Source organism: Rhodoferax sp. ZS1R25, assembly GCF_056521335.1.
Genome location: NZ_JBWMAZ010000002.1, coordinates 1,261,691 through 1,278,729, shown reverse-complemented (window position 1 = coordinate 1,278,729; position 17,039 = coordinate 1,261,691). Strand labels below are relative to the sequence as shown.

18 protein-coding genes and 3 tRNA genes are annotated in these 17,039 nt (G+C 62.7%); 15 read left to right on the top strand and 6 right to left on the bottom strand.

Features of this window, described 5'->3' with window-relative positions:
• Nucleotides 1-28 precede the first annotated feature (28 nt).
• The 4 genes from AC097R_RS16815 to plsY all read left to right on the top strand — a co-directional run bounded on the left by AC097R_RS16815 (nucleotide 29) and on the right by plsY (nucleotide 3,414).
• Nucleotides 29-1,096 carry an aldo/keto reductase gene (locus AC097R_RS16815; RefSeq protein ID WP_479599336.1) on the top strand — a complete coding sequence of 356 codons (1,068 nt, stop codon included), beginning with the start codon at nucleotides 29-31 and terminating at the stop codon, nucleotides 1,094-1,096.
• Nucleotides 1,097-1,176: 80 nt separating this feature from the next.
• Nucleotides 1,177-2,217: a serine hydrolase domain-containing protein gene (locus AC097R_RS16810; protein ID WP_479599335.1), complete on the top strand. Its 1,041-nt coding sequence runs from the start codon at nucleotides 1,177-1,179 to the stop codon at nucleotides 2,215-2,217.
• Nucleotides 2,218-2,249: 32 nt separating this feature from the next.
• The gene (gene ybaK, locus AC097R_RS16805; protein ID WP_479599334.1) at nucleotides 2,250-2,741 is read left to right on the top strand and encodes a Cys-tRNA(Pro) deacylase; all 492 of its coding nucleotides are present in this window, start codon (nucleotides 2,250-2,252) and stop codon (nucleotides 2,739-2,741) included.
• Nucleotides 2,742-2,772: 31 nt separating this feature from the next.
• Complete coding sequence (gene plsY / locus AC097R_RS16800) at nucleotides 2,773-3,414, top strand: glycerol-3-phosphate 1-O-acyltransferase PlsY (RefSeq protein WP_479599333.1); 642 nt, start codon at nucleotides 2,773-2,775, stop codon at nucleotides 3,412-3,414.
• A 22-nt stretch (nucleotides 3,415-3,436) separates the two neighbouring features.
• On the opposite strand, the gene AC097R_RS16795 is transcribed toward plsY, so the two are convergent.
• Genes AC097R_RS16795 through AC097R_RS16785 form a run of 3 tightly spaced genes read right to left on the bottom strand, consistent with a single transcriptional unit; the run spans nucleotide 3,437 to nucleotide 5,543 of the window.
• A complete protein-coding gene (locus AC097R_RS16795; protein WP_479599332.1) occupies nucleotides 3,437-4,390 on the bottom strand; it encodes an HD-GYP domain-containing protein in 954 nt (317 codons plus the stop codon).
• An 8-nt stretch (nucleotides 4,391-4,398) separates the two neighbouring features.
• The gene (locus AC097R_RS16790; protein ID WP_479599331.1) at nucleotides 4,399-5,058 is read right to left on the bottom strand and encodes a retropepsin-like aspartic protease family protein; all 660 of its coding nucleotides are present in this window, start codon (nucleotides 5,056-5,058) and stop codon (nucleotides 4,399-4,401) included.
• Nucleotides 5,058-5,543 carry a YajQ family cyclic di-GMP-binding protein gene (locus tag AC097R_RS16785; protein ID WP_479599330.1) on the bottom strand — a complete coding sequence of 162 codons (486 nt, stop codon included), beginning with the start codon at nucleotides 5,541-5,543 and terminating at the stop codon, nucleotides 5,058-5,060. Before AC097R_RS16785 ends, AC097R_RS16790 begins: the two co-directional genes overlap by 1 nt.
• A 34-nt stretch (nucleotides 5,544-5,577) precedes the next feature.
• Here AC097R_RS16785 and murB point away from each other — a divergent pair, with 34 nt between their 5' ends.
• Both murB and AC097R_RS16775 read left to right on the top strand, forming a co-directional pair.
• Nucleotides 5,578-6,648 (top strand): UDP-N-acetylmuramate dehydrogenase, encoded by a 1,071-nt coding sequence (murB, locus tag AC097R_RS16780; RefSeq protein WP_479599329.1) that lies wholly within the window; start codon nucleotides 5,578-5,580, stop codon nucleotides 6,646-6,648.
• A gap of 90 nt (nucleotides 6,649-6,738) precedes the next feature.
• A complete protein-coding gene (locus AC097R_RS16775) occupies nucleotides 6,739-6,975 on the top strand; it encodes a hypothetical protein (RefSeq protein WP_479599328.1) in 237 nt (78 codons plus the stop codon).
• Nucleotides 6,976-7,028: 53 nt separating this feature from the next.
• On the opposite strand, the gene argG is transcribed toward AC097R_RS16775, so the two are convergent.
• The 3 genes from argG to AC097R_RS16760 form a co-directional block, all read right to left on the bottom strand.
• On the bottom strand, nucleotides 7,029-8,360 hold the full coding sequence (argG, locus tag AC097R_RS16770) for an argininosuccinate synthase (protein ID WP_479599327.1): 1,332 nt from the start codon (nucleotides 8,358-8,360) through the stop codon (nucleotides 7,029-7,031).
• Between the two features lie 87 nt (nucleotides 8,361-8,447).
• Nucleotides 8,448-8,774, bottom strand: a complete 327-nt coding sequence (ppnP, locus tag AC097R_RS16765; protein ID WP_479599326.1) for a pyrimidine/purine nucleoside phosphorylase — start codon at nucleotides 8,772-8,774, stop codon at nucleotides 8,448-8,450.
• Nucleotides 8,775-8,838: 64 nt separating this feature from the next.
• Entirely contained in the window at nucleotides 8,839-9,189 is a 351-nt protein-coding gene (locus AC097R_RS16760; RefSeq protein ID WP_479599325.1) for an ArsC family reductase, read from the bottom strand.
• Between the two features lie 307 nt (nucleotides 9,190-9,496).
• Here AC097R_RS16760 and folC point away from each other — a divergent pair, with 307 nt between their 5' ends.
• From folC to AC097R_RS16715, 9 genes are all read left to right on the top strand, one after another.
• A complete protein-coding gene (gene folC, locus AC097R_RS16755) occupies nucleotides 9,497-10,828 on the top strand; it encodes a bifunctional tetrahydrofolate synthase/dihydrofolate synthase (RefSeq protein WP_479599324.1) in 1,332 nt (443 codons plus the stop codon).
• 15 nt (nucleotides 10,829-10,843) lie between these two features.
• Nucleotides 10,844-11,659 (top strand): SPOR domain-containing protein, encoded by an 816-nt coding sequence (locus AC097R_RS16750; protein ID WP_479599323.1) that lies wholly within the window; start codon nucleotides 10,844-10,846, stop codon nucleotides 11,657-11,659.
• Between the two features lie 13 nt (nucleotides 11,660-11,672).
• On the top strand, nucleotides 11,673-12,158 hold the full coding sequence (locus AC097R_RS16745) for a CvpA family protein (protein ID WP_479599322.1): 486 nt from the start codon (nucleotides 11,673-11,675) through the stop codon (nucleotides 12,156-12,158).
• A gap of 14 nt (nucleotides 12,159-12,172) precedes the next feature.
• Nucleotides 12,173-13,675: an amidophosphoribosyltransferase gene (purF, locus tag AC097R_RS16740; protein WP_479599321.1), complete on the top strand. Its 1,503-nt coding sequence runs from the start codon at nucleotides 12,173-12,175 to the stop codon at nucleotides 13,673-13,675.
• Nucleotides 13,676-13,678: 3 nt separating this feature from the next.
• Nucleotides 13,679-14,890 (top strand): O-succinylhomoserine sulfhydrylase, encoded by a 1,212-nt coding sequence (locus tag AC097R_RS16735; RefSeq protein WP_479599320.1) that lies wholly within the window; start codon nucleotides 13,679-13,681, stop codon nucleotides 14,888-14,890.
• Nucleotides 14,891-14,892: 2 nt separating this feature from the next.
• Nucleotides 14,893-16,293, top strand: a complete 1,401-nt coding sequence (gene gltX, locus AC097R_RS16730) for a glutamate--tRNA ligase (protein WP_479599319.1) — start codon at nucleotides 14,893-14,895, stop codon at nucleotides 16,291-16,293.
• A gap of 65 nt (nucleotides 16,294-16,358) precedes the next feature.
• Nucleotides 16,359-16,434 (top strand) — tRNA-Ala (locus AC097R_RS16725).
• Between the two features lie 32 nt (nucleotides 16,435-16,466).
• Nucleotides 16,467-16,542, top strand: a tRNA-Glu gene (locus AC097R_RS16720).
• A gap of 107 nt (nucleotides 16,543-16,649) precedes the next feature.
• Nucleotides 16,650-16,726: transfer RNA gene (locus AC097R_RS16715), tRNA-Asp, on the top strand.
• Nucleotides 16,727-17,039: the final 313 nt, after the last annotated feature.

Below are 17,039 nucleotides of genomic sequence, written 5' to 3'. Positions count from 1 at the left end.
CCCACCTTCATTTGTGAGCTGCCTTTCCATGAAAACTGTACAACTTGGCTCCAGCGACCTGCACGTCACCCCCATCTGCTTGGGCACCATGGTGTTCGGCGAGCAGGTGGACGAACCCACTTCGCACGCCATCCTGAGCCATTCGCTGGAACGCGGCGTGAACTTCATCGACACAGCCGAGATGTACGCGGTGCCGCCACGCGCCGAGACCTTCAACCTGACCGAAAAAATCATCGGAAACTGGATCAAACAGAACCCCACGGCCCGCGAAAAGCTGGTCATCGCCACCAAAGTGGCCGGCCCCTCGCGCGGCATGCCCTGGGTGCGCAATGGCAGCAGCAACCTAACGGCCCAAGACATCATTGCGGCGTGCGAAGGCAGCCTCAAGCGCCTGAACATCGAGACCATTGATCTGTACCAGATCCACTGGCCGGTGCGCCACGTGCCCATGTTCGGCGGCATGTACTACGACCCCAAGAATGAAAACGTGGGTGGCAGCAGCATTGAAGTGCAACTGCGCGCCATGGACACGCTGGTGAAGGCCGGCAAGGTGCGCGCCATTGGCCTGTCCAACGAAACGTCGTACGGTGTGCACGAGTTTGTGCGCCTGGCCGAGCAGCATGGCCTACCCCGCATTGCTTCTGTGCAAAACAACTACGGCCTGCTGGCCCGCACGGTAGAGAACGGCCTGGACGAAACCATGCACCGCCTGGGCGTGTCGCTGTTGCCGTACTCGCCGCTGGCCTTTGGCCTGCTGACCGGCAAGTATGACGAATCCGGCTTGACCGGTGAAGGTGCACCGAAAGACGCCCGCCTGGGCAAGTTCGAGTCCACCCGCAAGCAGCGCTGGGGCCGCCCCGATGCGCTCAAAGCCGCACGCCGCTACAACGCGCTGGCCAAAGAACACGGCCTCACCCCTACGCAGTTGGCCCTGGCCTTCTGCTACACCAAATGGCAAGTCGCCAGCACCATCATCGGCGTGCGCACGCTGGAGCAGCTGGACGAAAACATCAACGCCTGGGGCACCACGCTGTCGCCCGAACTGCTGACCCAGATCGACGCCCTGCGCTGGGAGATTCGCGACCCGGCGGTGTGAGGGTTGGCGGGGCCACTGTGGATTTACTTTCGTGCATCTTGAGGAAACGCGCAACGTGGATCAAGTGGATCGCGGGGTCGATGGCGATTGCTACGTCAGGCACGTGTCCAGCGCAGTCGATCCATGACGACGACGCGGATGCATGGATTCGTGAACTCGCGACAAGGCATCGGGTGTGTACCGTGTCTGTGGCCGTAATCAGGAATCGACAGCTTCAAAGCGTCCACGTGGCGAGCGGCTGTGACCCCACACTCGCACCGAAAGCCGAGAGCATCTTTGAAGCGGCATCGCTCGGCAAGCCGCTGTTCTCGTATGCGGTGCTTCAGCTCGCCGCGCAGGAAAAAATCGGACTCGATGTGCCGCTCCTAACGTACCTTCCACAAGGCTATGTTCATCGGCAGAACCCGTTCGACGATCGGTCTATAGAAAAAACAGACTTGGTGAGCGACCCTCGAATCGCCCAAGTAACGGCGCGTATGGTCTTGACACACACGACGGGCCTGCCCAATTGGTCTAGAGCAGCGTTGCGCTTCGACACCGACCCCGGAGCGACGTGGCAATACTCAGGCGAAGGTTTCATGCTGCTGCAGCGCGCGGTCGAAGCGATCACAGGTCAGCCATTGGACGCCTTCATGCGTTCGCAAGTCTTCGATCCTCTGGCCATGCGGAACAGTGCCTACACCTGGAGCGCGATTTCCGGTGAAGTGCTCGTTCCGGCGATCGCTGCCAATGGAACACAGAGAAAGCTGAAGCCGTTCACTGTTTCCGTAGCACCGGCCTCGCTCTATACGAGCGCGCTCGACTACGGCCGGTTTGTGGTCGCTCTGCTCAATGACAGCGGCGCACTGGAACAAATAACGGCTTCGCCAGTGACGGTGTCCCGGCCGCTGAACCTGCAATGGGGATTGGGCTGGGCGATCGAACGTGCGGACGATGGGCCGTTCATATGGCACTGGGGAAACAATCCGGGCTATCGGTCATTCGTCATGGCCTCTGTCAAAACTGGGGACGGCTTCGTCATGTTCACGGGCAGCGACAACGGCTTGGCCCTCGCCAAGCCTATTGCGCAGGTAGTACTTCCCGGCAAGCACCAACTTTTTGAATTTTCGATGCTGCACTGAGAATGCGAGCCCCGGTATGAAAATACGCCCCTATGGCCAAAAAAGACCACGTCTCTGAAACCCCTGCCACTCAGCTGCTGAAGGCGAACAAGATCGCCTTCACCGAGCACCCGTATGAGTACCTGGAGCACGGTGGCGCGCAGCACAGCGCCGAGGTGCTGGGGTTTGATCCGTTCACCGTGGTGAAGACACTGATCATGCAGGACCAGGACGCTAAGCCGCTGGTGGTGCTGATGCACGGCAACCGCAAGGTGTCGACGAAAAACCTGGCACGGCAGATTGGCGCCAAGTCGGTGGAGCCCTGCGCGCCCGAAGTGGCCAACCGGCACAGCGGCTACCTGGTGGGCGGTACCTCGCCGTTTGGCACACGCAAGACCATGCCGGTCTACATCGAATCGACCATTTTGGAGCTGCCCCGCATCTGCATCAACGGCGGGCGGCGCGGCTACCTGGTGGGGATAGACCCTAGCGTTTGCGTGCAGCTTTTGGCTGCCAAGCAGGTACAGTGCGCACTTGACGATTGACCCGCGCACCGCGCATGGACTGGAGACTGGTTTGAATTCTGTTGCAGCTTTTTACCCCGCCCTGGCGGCGCTGGCGGGCTACCTGGTGGGCTCGCTCTCGTTTGCCGTGATCGTGAGCCGCGTGATGGGCCTGAACGACCCGCGCACCTACGGTAGCAAAAACCCCGGCGCCACCAATGTGCTGCGCTCGGGCTCCAAGGCCGCAGCCATCGTGACGCTGCTGCTGGACGCCTTCAAAGGCTGGCTGCCCGTGGCCGCCGTGGCCTGGTGGGGCAAGCCCTATGGCTTGGAAGAGGGCACCATGGCGCTGGTGGGGCTGGCGGCGTTTCTGGGCCACCTGTACCCGGTGTTTTTCCGCTTTGTGGGCGGCAAGGGCGTGGCCACAGCCATGGGCGTGCTGGTGGCGACCAGCGGCTGGCTGGGGCTGGCCGTGGGGCTGACCTGGTTGGTTGTTGCGTATGCCTTCCGCTACTCGTCGCTGGCCTCGCTGGTGGCGGCGGTGTTGGCGCCGGTGTACTACGCGTTTGGCGACGGTGTGGCCTGGGCCATGGACAAGAGCCTGCTGCTGTCCACCGCGGCCATGTCGCTGCTGCTGATCTGGCGCCACTCGGAAAATATCTCGCGCCTCATCAAGGGCACCGAGTCCAAGCTCGGCAGCAAAAAGAAGGCCTGATGCAGCAGGTGGCCGCGCAGGCTCAGGCCAGCGCGTGGCTGCCCAGCTGCAGGATGTGGAAGTGGTTGAGCGGTGAGCGCACCGCCGCCGATGGCAGGGCCGAGCGGATACGCGGATAGGCCTCAGCCGTGCTGTGCAGCCGCGGGCTGGGCTCCAGCTCACCGCTGGGCTTGCCCACCACCACCACAAAGGGCTGGTTGTTCTTGTGGCTGCGCCGCACCACCACAGCCAGCTCTTCGTTGTCCAGCCGCACATAGGTGCCAGGCGGGCACAGGCCCACGGCGCGCACCAGGGCATGGCCAATTTCATCAATGGAAGAGGTGGCCCGGGTCATGATGGAGCGGGCCGATTCAATGGCACTGCGGCCCGAACGCGATTTGCGCGGGCTGATCATGGCCGCATAGCGGTCCACCACCATGAGGATGCGCGTGAGCCGGACCGACGTTGCGGCGGTTTTCAGGTCTTCCTTGTCCAGGCTGTCTTCGTGGTGGCTGGAGACGATGTCCAGCCAATCGTCATCGCCCACGCCCAGGTTGGCCAGCATCATGGCGCCCTTGATGGTGTGGGCGCGGATGGCGTCCTGCTGCTGCGGGCTGGGCTTCTCCACCTGGCTGGCCAGCTCGTCCTGCAGGGCCGTCATGGCGATGTTCATGGTCAGCGCGGCGTGCACCAGGCTGTTGCGTTCTTTGACGGGCAGGTTTTGCTCGGTGGCCACCAGGTGGCACAGTACGCCGCACACCAGCGCGTGGGAGGCGCTGTAGCCCACCGGCGAGTTGCTGGCCAGCTGGAACAGCAGGTACAGGCCCACATCGGGGTCGCGTTGCAGCAGGCCCTGCATCCAGCGGTCGTACTGCACCACGCGGTGCGCAAACTGTTGGGTGTTGGCCGGGTTGCTGAGGATGATGCCCAGACCGCTCTCCAGGTCCGACCATTGGCCCAGCAGGTCCTCGTATTCGTTTTCGTCGCGGACTTTCATGGCCGGCCCTAGAAGCGACGCTCCAGCACCATCTGGTCGTTGTTGCGGTTCATCTGGAAACGGCTCAGGAAACTATTGCCCAGCAGCACATAGGGCATGGGCGAGGGGGATACGATGGCGTCCACCCCAGTGACCAGCACATCGCCCAGGCGCACCGAGTCCAGCGTGATGCGCCAGCCCTGGCTCACGCCGTTGGCGGTGTTCATCTGCACGGTCTGGCCGTTTTGGTAGTTCAGGCCGATGCGCTTGGCATCGCTCACGCTCATGGCCACGGTGGTGGCGCCCGTGTCCACCATGAACTGCACCACGCGGCCATTGATCTGGCCTTCGCTCATGAAATGGCCGCCGGGGCCAGCCGTCAGCACCACGCGGGCGCCGCTGAGCTGTTGGCCTGCGCTTTGGCCCACACTAGCCGGTGCATCGCCCACGCGCATGGTCTGGCGCTTGCCGCCCAGGTCCAGTGTGACCTGCTCGCCCTGGATGGCCAGCACTTTCACACCCTTGTAGGTGTCCCCCACGGCCACAGCCTTGGGGAAGCCACCGTCCACAATCAGCAGCGCCTTGCTGCCCAGCAGGCCGTTGATGGCCACCGTCTGGCCCCAGGCGCTGTGCGCGAGGAGCAGGCAGGCTGCTGCGAGGAGGGGGCCGAGAGTGCGGAAGGGGGACATCAGTCGCGGAAGTTGTCGAAGCTCAGGGGGATATCGGTCACGTCTTTGCGGATCAGGGCCATGGCGGCCTGCAGGTCGTCGCGCTTGGCACCGGTGATGCGCACTTTTTCTTCCTGGATGGCGGCCTGCACCTTGAGTTTGCTGTCCTTCATCAGGCGCTGGATTTTTTTGGCTAGTTCGCTCTCAATGCCGTTGCGCACCTTGATGACCACCTTGACCTTGTCGCCACCCATTTTTTGCACATCGCCGCGGTCCAGAAAACGCACATCCACTTCCTGCTTGGTCAGTTTGTTGCGCAGCACGTCTTCGATCTGGTCGAGCTGGAATTCGGCATCGCCGATCAGGGTGATTTCCTTGTCCTTGATCTCGATCTTGGCGGACGTGCCCTTGAAGTCGAAGCGGGTGGTGATTTCCTTGGCGGTGTTTTCCACGCCGTTTTTCACCTTGACCAGGTTGGCTTCGCAGACGGTATCAAAAGAGGGCATACGGGACTCGAAATGGCAGTGAGACAATCCTCTCATGTTAGTCGAGAAAAACGTTCCCCTGCAGGCCTTCAACACCTTTCGCATCGTGGCCAAGGCGCATGCGCTGGCGCGCATTGCCAGCGAAGCCGACCTGCACACCCTGCTGGCCGACCCCGAGTGGGGCCCCGCCCCGAAGTTTGTGCTGGGCGGGGGCAGCAACATCGTGCTGACCGGCGATGTGAAGCCCCTGGTGCTGAAGGTGGAGGTGCCGGGCCGCCGCCTGGTGGCCGAGACAGACAAGCACTACGTGGTGGAAGCCGGTGCCGGCGAGGCCTGGCACGACTTTGTCACCTGGACCCTGGACCAGGGCTACCCGGGGCTGGAAAACATGGCGCTGATTCCCGGCACCGTGGGCGCCGCCCCGGTGCAAAACGTGGGCGCTTACGGCGTGGAGCTGCAGGACCGGTTTGACTCGCTGGACGCGGTGGACCTGCAAACCGGCCAGACCTTCACGCTGAACGCCGCCCAGTGCGCCTTTGGCTACCGCGATTCGGTGTTCAAGCATGGCGGCGTGCTGCCCACGGCGGGCGGCCAGTCCCTCGGCCTGAAAGACCGGGCGCTGATTTTGCGCGTGCGCTTTGCGCTGCCCAAGGTCTGGAAGCCCGTGCTGGGCTATGCGGACCTGGAAAAGAAGATGGCGCAGTACAACGAGACCCAGCCCACGGCCCGCCAGATTTATGACTGGGTATGCGAGGTGCGCCGCGCCAAGCTGCCCGACCCCGCCGTCATCGGCAACGCCGGCAGCTTCTTCAAAAACCCCACGGTCAGCACCGAGCAGTGCGCCGACATCATTGCCCGCGACCCCAAGGTGGTGCACTACCGCATGGATGACGGCTCGGTGAAGTTGGCGGCCGGCTGGCTGATCGACTCCTGCGGCTGGAAGGGCAAGAGCGTCGGCCAGGCCGGCGTGTTTGAGAAGCAAGCCCTGGTGCTGGTGAACCGCGGCGCCGGCGTGGACGGCAATGGCGCCACGGGTGGCGAGGTGATGACCCTGGCCAAGGCCATCCAGACCAGCGTGTACGAGCGCTTTGGCATCCTGCTGGAGCCCGAGCCGGTGGTGGTGTAAAGCCCGGGCAAAGCCCCGCCGGGCGGGCTTGCTTCCCGCCCGTAATCGGACTAACGTTGCCTCCATGTCTTTGCGGAAATGGAGATCGTCATGTCTGCCTTTGCATCCATCGAACACGCAGGCTACTGCGCCCGCGTCAGCACCGAACGCAAAACCACGCACCGCTGGCGCGCGGCGGTGTGCATAGAGCGCGGCGCTGAATTCACCCGCCTGAAAGCCGAAACCGCCCCACGCCGGCCGGTGCCCAATGACTTTCCGAGTGAGGAGCAGGCCGTGTTGGCGGCGTATGACTATGCACGGGCTTTGATTGATGAGGGGCGGGTGTAGCGGCCATAAAAAAGCCCGCAGATGCGGGCCTTTGGCTGTGATTGGCGCGGGCCTTACTTGCCCAGCTTCAAGAAGTCATCCCCCTTGCCCAACTCCAGCAGCCCGGCGTTGGAATACACCTGCAGCTTGGCGCGGGTGTCGGTGATGTCCAGATTGCGCATAGTCAACTGCCCAATACGGTCCAGCGGCGAGAACGGCGCGTCTTCCACCTTTTCCATGCTCAAACGCTCGGGCGCGTAGGTCAGGTTCGGCGATTCGGTGTTGAGCAACGAATAGTCATTGCCACGGCGAAGCTCCAGAGTCACGGTGCCGGTGATGGCGCTGGCGATCCAGCGTTGGGCGGTTTCGCGCAGCATGATGGCTTGGCTGTCGAACCAGCGGCCTTGGTACAACAAGCGGCCCAGCTTGCGTCCGTTGTCGCGGTATTGCTCGATGGTGTCTTCGTTGTGGATGCCGGTGACCAAGCGCTCGTAGGCGATGAACAGCAGCGCCAGGCCGGGGGCTTCGTAGATGCCGCGGCTCTTGGCTTCGATGATGCGGTTCTCGATCTGGTCGCTCATGCCCAGGCCGTGGCGGCCGCCGATTTCGTTGGCCTTGAGGATCAGGCTCACGAGGTCGGGGTACTGCACGCCGTTCAGCGCGACAGGGCGGCCTTCTTCAAAGGTCACGCTCACTTCTTCGGCCTTGACGACGCAGTCGTCTTTCCAGAACGGTACGCCCATGATGGGGTTGACGATCTTCATGCCGCTGTTCAGGAACTCCAGGTCCTTGGCTTCGTGCGTCGCGCCCAGCATGTTGCTGTCGGTGCTGTAGGCCTTCTCGGCGCTCATCTTGTAGCCAAAGCCGTTGGCGGTGATGAAGGCCGACATTTCAGAGCGGCCGCCCAGTTCGTCGATGAACTGTTGGTCCAGCCAGGGCTTGTAGATCTTCAGCGCGGGGTTGGTCAGCAGGCCATAGCGGTAGAAGCGCTCGATGTCGTTGCCCTTGAACGTGGAGCCATCGCCCCAGATGTTCACGTCGTCCTGCTTCATCGCAGACACCAGCATGGTGCCGGTGACGGCGCGGCCCAGAGGCGTAGTGTTGAAGTAGGTGTTGCCGGCGGTGGTGATGTGGAAGGCGCCGGATTGCAGGGCGGCAATGCCTTCAGCCGCCAACTGCGGGCGGCAGTCGATCAAACGGGCTTTGATGGCGCCGTATTCCATCGCCTTGCGGGGAATCTCGTCGTAATCCGATTCGTCGGGCTGGCCCAGGTTGGCGGTGTAGGCGTAGGGCAGGGCGCCCTTTTGCTTCATCCACAGCAGGGCGGCGCTGGTGTCCAGGCCGCCGGAGAAGGCGATGCCGACCTTTTGGCCGACGGGGATGTTTTGCAGAATGGTGTTTGACATGAATTTGGCCTCTAGCCCCCGTCGAATATGCGCGAGCAGCTATGAATAAAGTAGCAAAAAGCGGACGCGCCGCGGATGAACCGACGATTAACCGAAGTGGCAGATGTAGTGGTACGCCTCAAAGCCGGCGGTCACGCGGATGTCGAACTTGGCGTTGCCGGGCACGCTGAACTTTTCGCCTTCGGACGACTTGACCCACACATCGGTGCCGGCCAGCTTGTATTCGCAGCTGCCGCCCACGCATTCCATGATCTCGGGCGCGCCGGTGTTGAAGGTCAGGGTGGCCGGCAGAATCACGCCCACCGATTTCTTGGTGCCATCGGCCAGGGTAAAGCCGTGGCTCACGCACTTGCCGTCAAAGTAGACATTGGCCTTGGTGGTGACGGAGACGTTGTCGAAGTGGGTGGTGGTCATGGTGCTGGGCAAAAAGTAATGGAAATAGGGGCCCGGCGCGCCAGGCACCGGGCAACCCGCGATTTTACGGGAGGCGGGCCGCAAAGGCCGCGTCGCTAAAGCCGACGGTGACAGTTCCATCGCCCCAGACGACCACGGGCCGCTTGATGACGCTGCTGTGCTCCTGCATCACGGCGATGGCGGAGGGCGTGTCCACCACGCTGGCTTGGATGGCCTCGTCCAGCTTGCGCCAGGTGGGGCCGCGGCGGTTGATCAGGGTGTCCAGGCCCGCAGTTTCAATCCAGCCGGGCAGCAGCGCGGTGGGGACGCCCTGCTTTTTGAAGTCGTGGAACTGGTAGTCCACACCGTGTTCGGTCAGCCAGTCGCGGGCTTTTTTGACGGTGTCGCAGTTGGGAATGCCGTAGAGGGTGGTCATGGGTGCTATTTTGCACTCGCCCGCAGCGGAGCGGGGGTAGGCACCGCCGTTCGTGTCCCCCGCGCTGCGCGCTCCTCCTTGACCTCACTTTGGTGCCCACCCCCGCTCCGCTGCTGGAGCAGCGTGACGCCCGCCGGTATTCGTTCTTGGTGCGCCAGCACGGCGGCAGATCAGGTGGGTTGGGCGTTCTGCGTAGGTCAAGGAGGAGCGCGCAGCGCGGGGGACACGAAGCAGAACGCCCAACTCGCCTGATCCGAAGCACACCACCCGATCCAACAAAAACACAGCCCTGCGACAATCCAACCCAATGGAAACAACACCCACAACGCTACAAGACTGGCTAGCCCACTGCGAGCGCCTGCACCCCAAGGGCATCAACGGCATCGAACTGGGCCTGGACCGCGTCCGCGCAGTCGCCCAGCGCCTGGATCTCAAGTTTGACTGCCCCGTCATCACCGTGGCCGGCACCAACGGCAAAGGCTCCACCTGCGCCATGCTGGAATCCATCCTGCGCCAGTCCGGCTACAAGACCGGGGTGTACACATCCCCCCACCTGGTGCACTTTGAAGAACGCATGCGCCTGAATGGCGAAGCGGCGCCTGCTAGCAAATTTGTAGCGGCTCTCGCACAGGTGGAGAGGGCTAGGCACGAAAATGGCGATGAAATTGCACTCACCTACTTCGAATTCACCACCCTGGCCATCCTGCTGGCGTTGTCGCAAGAAGGGCTGGACGCCGTGATTCTGGAAGTCGGCCTGGGTGGCCGGCTGGACGCGGTCAACATCATCGACAGCGACTGCGCCGTCATCACCAGCATCGACCTGGACCACATGGAACTGCTGGGCAACACCCGCGAAGCCATTGGGTTCGAGAAGGCCGGCATCATGCGCACCGGCCGCCCAGTCATCGTCAGCGACCCCGTACCGCCGCAAAGCGTGCTGGACCGCGCGCTGGAAGTGGGCGCTGACCTGTGGCGCGTGGGGGCCGACTTCAATGTGTCGGGCGACAAGCAGCAATGGGGCTGGGCCGGCCGCGGCCGGCGCTACAGCGGCCTGGCCTACCCGGCGCTGCGCGGCGCCAACCAACTGGTCAACGCGTCGGGCGTGCTGGCCGCGCTGACTGCGCTGCGTGAGAAGCTGCCCGTCACCGCCCAGGCTGTGCGCGTGGGCCTGGCGCTGGTGGAGCTGCCGGGGCGCTTCCAGATCATCCCCGGCCAGCCCACGCTGGTGCTGGACGTGGCACACAACCCGCATTCGGTGGCCGCGCTGGCTGCCAACTTGGATGCCATGGGTTTTTACCCCACCACCCACGCCATCTTTGGCGCCATGGCCGACAAGGAGCTAGCGCCCATGTTCGCCAAGGTGTCGCCGGTGATGGACCGCTGGTACTTCACCGATTTGCCCTCCCCACGGGCCGCGTCGGGTGCCGACCTGCAGGCCCAGTGGAGCGCCCAGAACACGCGCAAAGATGCCTCTGCCCAGGCCTTTGCCGACCCCATGCAGGCCCTGCAGGCGGCCATCGCTGCGGCAGACCCCGCTGATAGAATCGTGGTCTTCGGATCGTTCTACACCGTGGGTGGTGTCTTGCAGCAGGGCACGCCCAGGTTGCACGCCAAACACTTCCCGCCCCAAGCCACCTGAACCGTCACCCCATCCATGGCCTTTTTCAAGTTTCGCAAAGGCGGCGACGAGCAGCCCACCCCGCCCACCGCCGCCGAGAGCGTGGAGGCCATGCGCAAGCGCGCCAGGCACCGGTTGATTGGCGCAGCCGTGCTGGTGTTGCTGGGCGTCATCGGCTTCCCCCTGCTGTTTGACAGCCAGCCGCGCCCGATCGCGGTGGACATCCCCATCGAGATTCCCGACAAGGCCAAGGTGCGCCCCCTGGGCACGCCGCAGGTGAATGTGGCCACAGGTGCCCCGTCGCAGGTCAGCGGTGGCGCCATTGAGGGCGAAACGCCGGCTCCCGTGGCATCCGCACCCACCAAGCCTGAGCCCAAGCCCGAAGCAAAGCCTGCCGCGAAGCCAGAGCCCAAGGCCGAAACCATCATCACCGAGTCCAAACCGGTGCCCAAGGCAGAGGCCAAGCCTGTTGCCAAGGCGGAAGCGAAACCCGAGCCCAAACCTGCCGCGCCCGCTGAAAAGCCCGCCGCCAAGGTGACCGAGGCCGCCAAGGCCCAGGCCCTGTTGGACGGCAAACCCGCGGTAGCTGCCAAGCCCGCCGAGAAAAAGCCCGATGCGTCGGACGGCCGCTACGTAGTGCAGGTGGGTGCCTATGTGGAATCCGCCAAGCTGCGTGAAGCGCGCCAAAAGGTGGAGTCGCTGGGCTTCAAGACCTACACCCAGGTGGTGGGCACCAAGGACGCACAGCGCACCCGCGTGCGTATCGGCCCCTTCGCCAACAAGGCCGAGGCACAAAAAGCGGCCGACAAAATCAAAAAACTCAGCCTGCCTGCGGCCATCTTGGAACTGTAAGTAGCGGCCCCACATGCCCACCTTGGACTGGATATTTCTGGCGGTGCTGCTTCTGTCCATGGTGGTGGGGGCGTGGCGTGGTTTGGTGTTTGAAGTGCTGTCGGTGCTGACCTGGGCCGTGGCCTTTGTGCTGGCCCAGTGGTTTGCACCCGATGCCGCCGGCTGGCTGCCCATGGGCAATGCGGCAGAGCCCGTGCGTTATGCCGCGGGCTTTGTGCTGGTGTTGGTACTGGCTATTTTTGCGGGCAGCCTGGTGGCGTTCCTGATCAAGAAATTGGTGGCGGCGGTGGGGCTGCGGCCCGCTGACCGGCTGTTGGGTGCGGGCTTTGGCCTGGTGCGCGGCGTGGTGCTGTTGTTGGCCGTGACGGTGGTGGTGGGCATGACGCCCCTGCACACCGCCACCTGGTGGCAGGAAGCCACCGGCCCCAAGGTCACCAGCGTGGTGCTGGGCGGCCTCAAACCCCTGCTGCCTGAAGAGTTCGGCAAATATTTACCTTGAGTGAGTGAAACCCTATGTGTGGAATCGTTGGCGTTGTTAGCAATGCACCTGTGAACCAGCTCATCTATGACGCCTTGCTGCTGCTGCAGCACCGCGGCCAGGACGCAGCCGGCATCGTGACCCAGCAAGAGCGCAAGTTCTTCATGCACAAGGCCAAGGGCATGGTGCGCGATGTGTTCCGCACGCGCAATATGCGCTCGCTGCCGGGCAACTGCGGCCTGGGCCAAGTGCGCTACCCCACGGCCGGCAATGCGTATAGCGAAGAAGAAGCACAGCCTTTCTACGTGAACGCGCCCTTCGGCATCGTGCTGGTGCACAACGGCAACCTGACCAACGCCCACGCGCTCAAGAGCGAGCTGTTCATCACCGACCACCGCCACATCAACACCGAGAGCGACTCCGAAGTGCTGCTCAACGTGCTCGCGCACGAGATCGAAAAAACCACGCGCGGCCTGCCGCTGCAGCCTCTGGACATCTTTGCCGCCGTGCGCAATGTGCACAAGCGTTTGAAGGGTTCGTACGCCGTCATTGCGCTGATCGCCGGCCACGGCGTGCTGGCCTTCCGCGACCCCTACGGCATTCGCCCCCTGTGCCTGGGCAAAAACGGCGACGGCAATGTGATGGTGGCCAGCGAGTCCGTGACACTGGAAGGCACGGGCTTCCAGCTCGACCGCAACGTGGAGCCTGGCGAGGCCGTGTTCATCGACCTGGACGGCAAGGTGCATGCTGAGCAGTGCGCCGAGTCCCCCACACTCAAACCCTGCATTTTTGAATTCGTCTACCTGGCCCGCCCGGACTCGGTGATGGATGGCATCTCGGTCTACCAGGCGCGTTTGAACCTGGGCGAGACGCTGGCCAAGCGCGTCATCTCCACCGTGCCGCCTAACGAGATCGATGTGGTGATCCCCATCCCCGAATCCAGCCGCCCCAGCGCCGCGCAGCTGGCGCAACTATTGGGCCTGCCCTACCGCGAAGGCTTTGTGAAGAACCGCTACGTAGGCCGCACCTTCATCATGCCCGGCCAGGGCGTGCGCAAGAAATCGGTGCGCCAGAAGCTCAACGTGATCGCCAGTGAATTCAAGGGCCGCAACGTGCTGCTGGTGGACGACTCCATCGTGCGCGGCACCACCAGCCGCGAGATCGTGCAGATGGCGCGTGACGCCGGTGCGCGCAAGGTCTACCTGGCCAGCGCCGCGCCACCGGTGCGCTTCCCCAACGTGTATGGCATCGACATGCCCACCAGCAGCGAGCTGGTGGCGCACGACCGCACCGTGGAGCAGATCCGCGAAATCATTGGCTGCGATGCCCTGATCTACCAGGACGTGGACGGCATGAAGAAGGCCATCGGCTCGCTGAGCACCAAGCTGGCTGGCTTTGATGCCTCGTGTTTTGATGGCATTTACGTCACCGGCGACATCACCTCTGACGACATCAACCGCCTGAACGAAAAGCGCGTGGGCGGTGAAGAAAACCAGGAAGACACCTCGCGCCTGGCCCTGCCGAACCACGAGGACTGAACCATGGCAGCACACCCGTTACCCGACGACCTGCACCTGGACACCCTGGCTGTGCGCACGGCCCTGGAGCGCAGCCAGTACGGCGAAAACTCCGAGGCCCTGTACCTCACCAGTGGCTACGTGCAGTCCAGCGCCGCGTCCAGCGCTGCGCGCTTTGCCATGGAAGAAGAGGGTTTTACCTACTCGCGCGTGGGCAACCCCACCGTCAGCAGCATGGAAATGCGCCTGGCCGCGCTGGAAGGCACCGAGGCCGCCGTGGCCACGTCCTCCGGCATGTCTGCGATCCTGCTGCTGGGCATGGCTCTGCTCAAGGCCGGCGACCATGTGATCTGCTCGCAGTCGGTGTTCGGCTCGGTCATTCCCATGTTCAGCCGCGAGTTTGCAAAGTTCGGTATCGAAACCACCTTTGTGTCGCAAACCGATGTGGCCGCGTGGAGGGCCGCCGTGCGCCCCACGACCCGCCTGCTGTTTGCCGAGACGCCCACCAACCCGCTGACCGAGGTGTGCGACATCCAGGCCCTCGCCGATATCGCGCACAACGCGGGCGCCTTCCTGGCCGTGGACAACTGCTTTGCCACGCCCGTGCTGCAGCGCCCCACGCGCATGGGCGCGGACTTCATCATCCACTCCGGCACCAAGTTTCTGGACGGCCAAGGCCGTGTCATGGCCGGTGCTATCTGCTGCACACAGAAGCAGCGTGACGAACTTTTCCTGCCTGTCATCCGCACGGCCGGCATGGTGCTCGCGCCCTTCAATGCCTGGGTGCTGCTCAAGGGCATGGAAACCCTGGCGATCCGCGTCAAAGCCCAGTCCGCCAGCACGCTGGCCGTGGCCCAGTGGCTGGAAGCCCAGCCGCAGGTGGCCCGCGTCTTCTACCCCGGCCTGCCCAGCCATGCCCAACACGAACTGGCCATGCGCCAGCAGTCGGGCCAGGGTGGCGCCGTGCTGTCGTTTGAAGTGAAGGCGCCCGATGCCGACACCGCGCGCAAGAACGCTTTCCATGTGCTGGACAGCATGCAAGTGCTCTCGCTGTGTACCAACCTGGGCGACACCAAAACGCTTGCCGCCCACCCCGCCAGCACCTCGCATGGCCGCCTGAGCGAGGCGCAGCGCCAACTGGCCGGCATCGGTCAGGGCCTGATCCGCGTGGCCGTAGGCCTGGAACATATTGATGACATCACCGCCGATCTGGCGCGTGGTCTGAACACCCTTTGAACATGAGCAAAATTCGCACGCGCATTGCGCCTTCTCCCACCGGTTTTCTGCACCTGGGTACCGCGCGCACCGCGTTGTATTCGTGGGCCTATGCCCGCCACTTTGGTGGCGAGTTTGTGCTGCGCATTGAAGACACCGACGTGGCCCGCTCCACGCAGGATTCGGTCGACCAGATCCTCGCTTCCATGCAATGGCTGGGGCTGGAATACAACGAAGGCCCGGTCTACCAGATGCAACGCCTGGACCGTTACAAGGCCGTGGTCGATCAATTGATTTCCGAGGGCAAGGCGTACTACTGCTACAGCACGCCCGAAGAACTCGACGCGGTACGCGAAGCCAAGAAGGCGCGTGGCGAAAAGGCGCTGTACGACGGAACATGGCGCCCCGCACCCGGCAAGACCTTGCCGCCCGTGCCCGAAGGTGTGAAGCCTGTGGTGCGCTTCTGCAACCCACCCGATGGCGATGTCACATGGAACGATCTGGTCAAAGGCCCCATCACCATCAGCAACCGCGAGATCGATGACCTGATCATCGTGCGCACCGATGGCATCCCCACCTACAACTTTGCGGTGGTGGTGGACGACTGGGACATGCAGATCAGCCATGTGTTCCGCGGCGACGAGCACATCAACAACACGCCCTGGCAGATCAACATCTTCAACGCACTGGGCGCAGCATTGCCCCACTTCGGCCATTGCCCAGTCATTCTGGGTGACGACGGGCAGAAGCTGTCCAAGCGCCGTGGCGCGGTGAGCGTCACCGCGTACGAAGAGGGCGGCTACCTGCCCGAAGCCATGCTGAACTACCTGGCACGCCTGGGCTGGAGCCATGGCGACGAAGAGCTGTTCACGCGTGAGCAACTGGTGAGCTGGTTTGACGGCACGCACCTGAACAAGAGCCCCGCGCAGTGGGACCCCGCCAAGTTGCTGTGGGTCAATGCCCACTACATCAAACAGGCTGACAACACACGCTTGGCCGCATTGGTCGCTGCGCAGTTGCTCAAGCAGGGCGTAACCTTGTCGGAAGAAGTGATCGCCTCCCACTTGCCACTGGTCTGCGGTTTGCTCAAAGACCGCTGCGACACCACCGTGGCCTTGGCGACCTGGGCTGCGAAGTTTTATACCGACGTTGTGGTTGATGCGGCCGAGAAGGCGCAGCACGTGACCGATGCGGTGCAGCCCGCCATTGCCTTGTTGAAAGACAAGCTGCAAGCCTGCACCTGGGACAAGGCCAGCATTGCCGCCGTCATCAAGGAAGTGCTGTCAGCCACGGGCCTGAAGATGCCGCAACTGGCCATGCCGGTACGTGTGTTGGTCATGGGCACAGCGCAGACGCCTTCGTTGGATGCAGTGCTGGAATTGAGCGGAAGAGAAAAAGTTATTGCCAGACTTGCCAAGGGCTGAAAAACTTGTATATAATTTGAGGCTCGGAAGATAAGAACACTACATAAGTAGCTTTCTTAGGATTAGGGGGTATAGCTCAGCTGGGAGAGCGCTTGCATGGCATGCAAGAGGTCAGCGGTTCGATCCCGCTTACCTCCACCACATCTTCTGAAACGGACAAGTTCCAAGGTTTTGACCCTATCGTCTAGAGGCCTAGGACATCACCCTTTCACGGTGAGTACCGGGGTTCGAATCCCCGTAGGGTCGCCAAGTTTTTGCAGCAATGCAAGACGGCACAAGTTGGTAACCGCAAGCCCGCAAGGGCGAGCGACTTGGCTCGAAAGTTGAAAAACAGAGAGCAAACGTTACTACTACCAGGAGTGGTAGTTCAGTTGGTTAGAATACCGGCCTGTCACGCCGGGGGTCGCGGGTTCGAGTCCCGTCCACTCCGCCAAATTTGGAGAATTTCTCCAGTGAAAAAGCAGCTTCGGCTGCTTTTTTCATTTCTATCCCACAAATCTCGAATTAAGAGAAGCGATGAGAGCTTACGAGAATTTGTGAGAAGAGTCACGCCGAAATCCAGGCAGACAGTTTCCGCAGCCAAGTTGCCGTCTGACGCATTTCCGTTAGCGAGCGTGGCGCTAGAACGACCGCTGGTCGATCTAGTGTCCAACGGTGAAATATCGCGCTTCGTGGCTGTCTTGGCCGCCAGCCAGTGGCTCACATGTTGATTTCAATCTCGAAAACTTTCATAATTCAACAGCTGG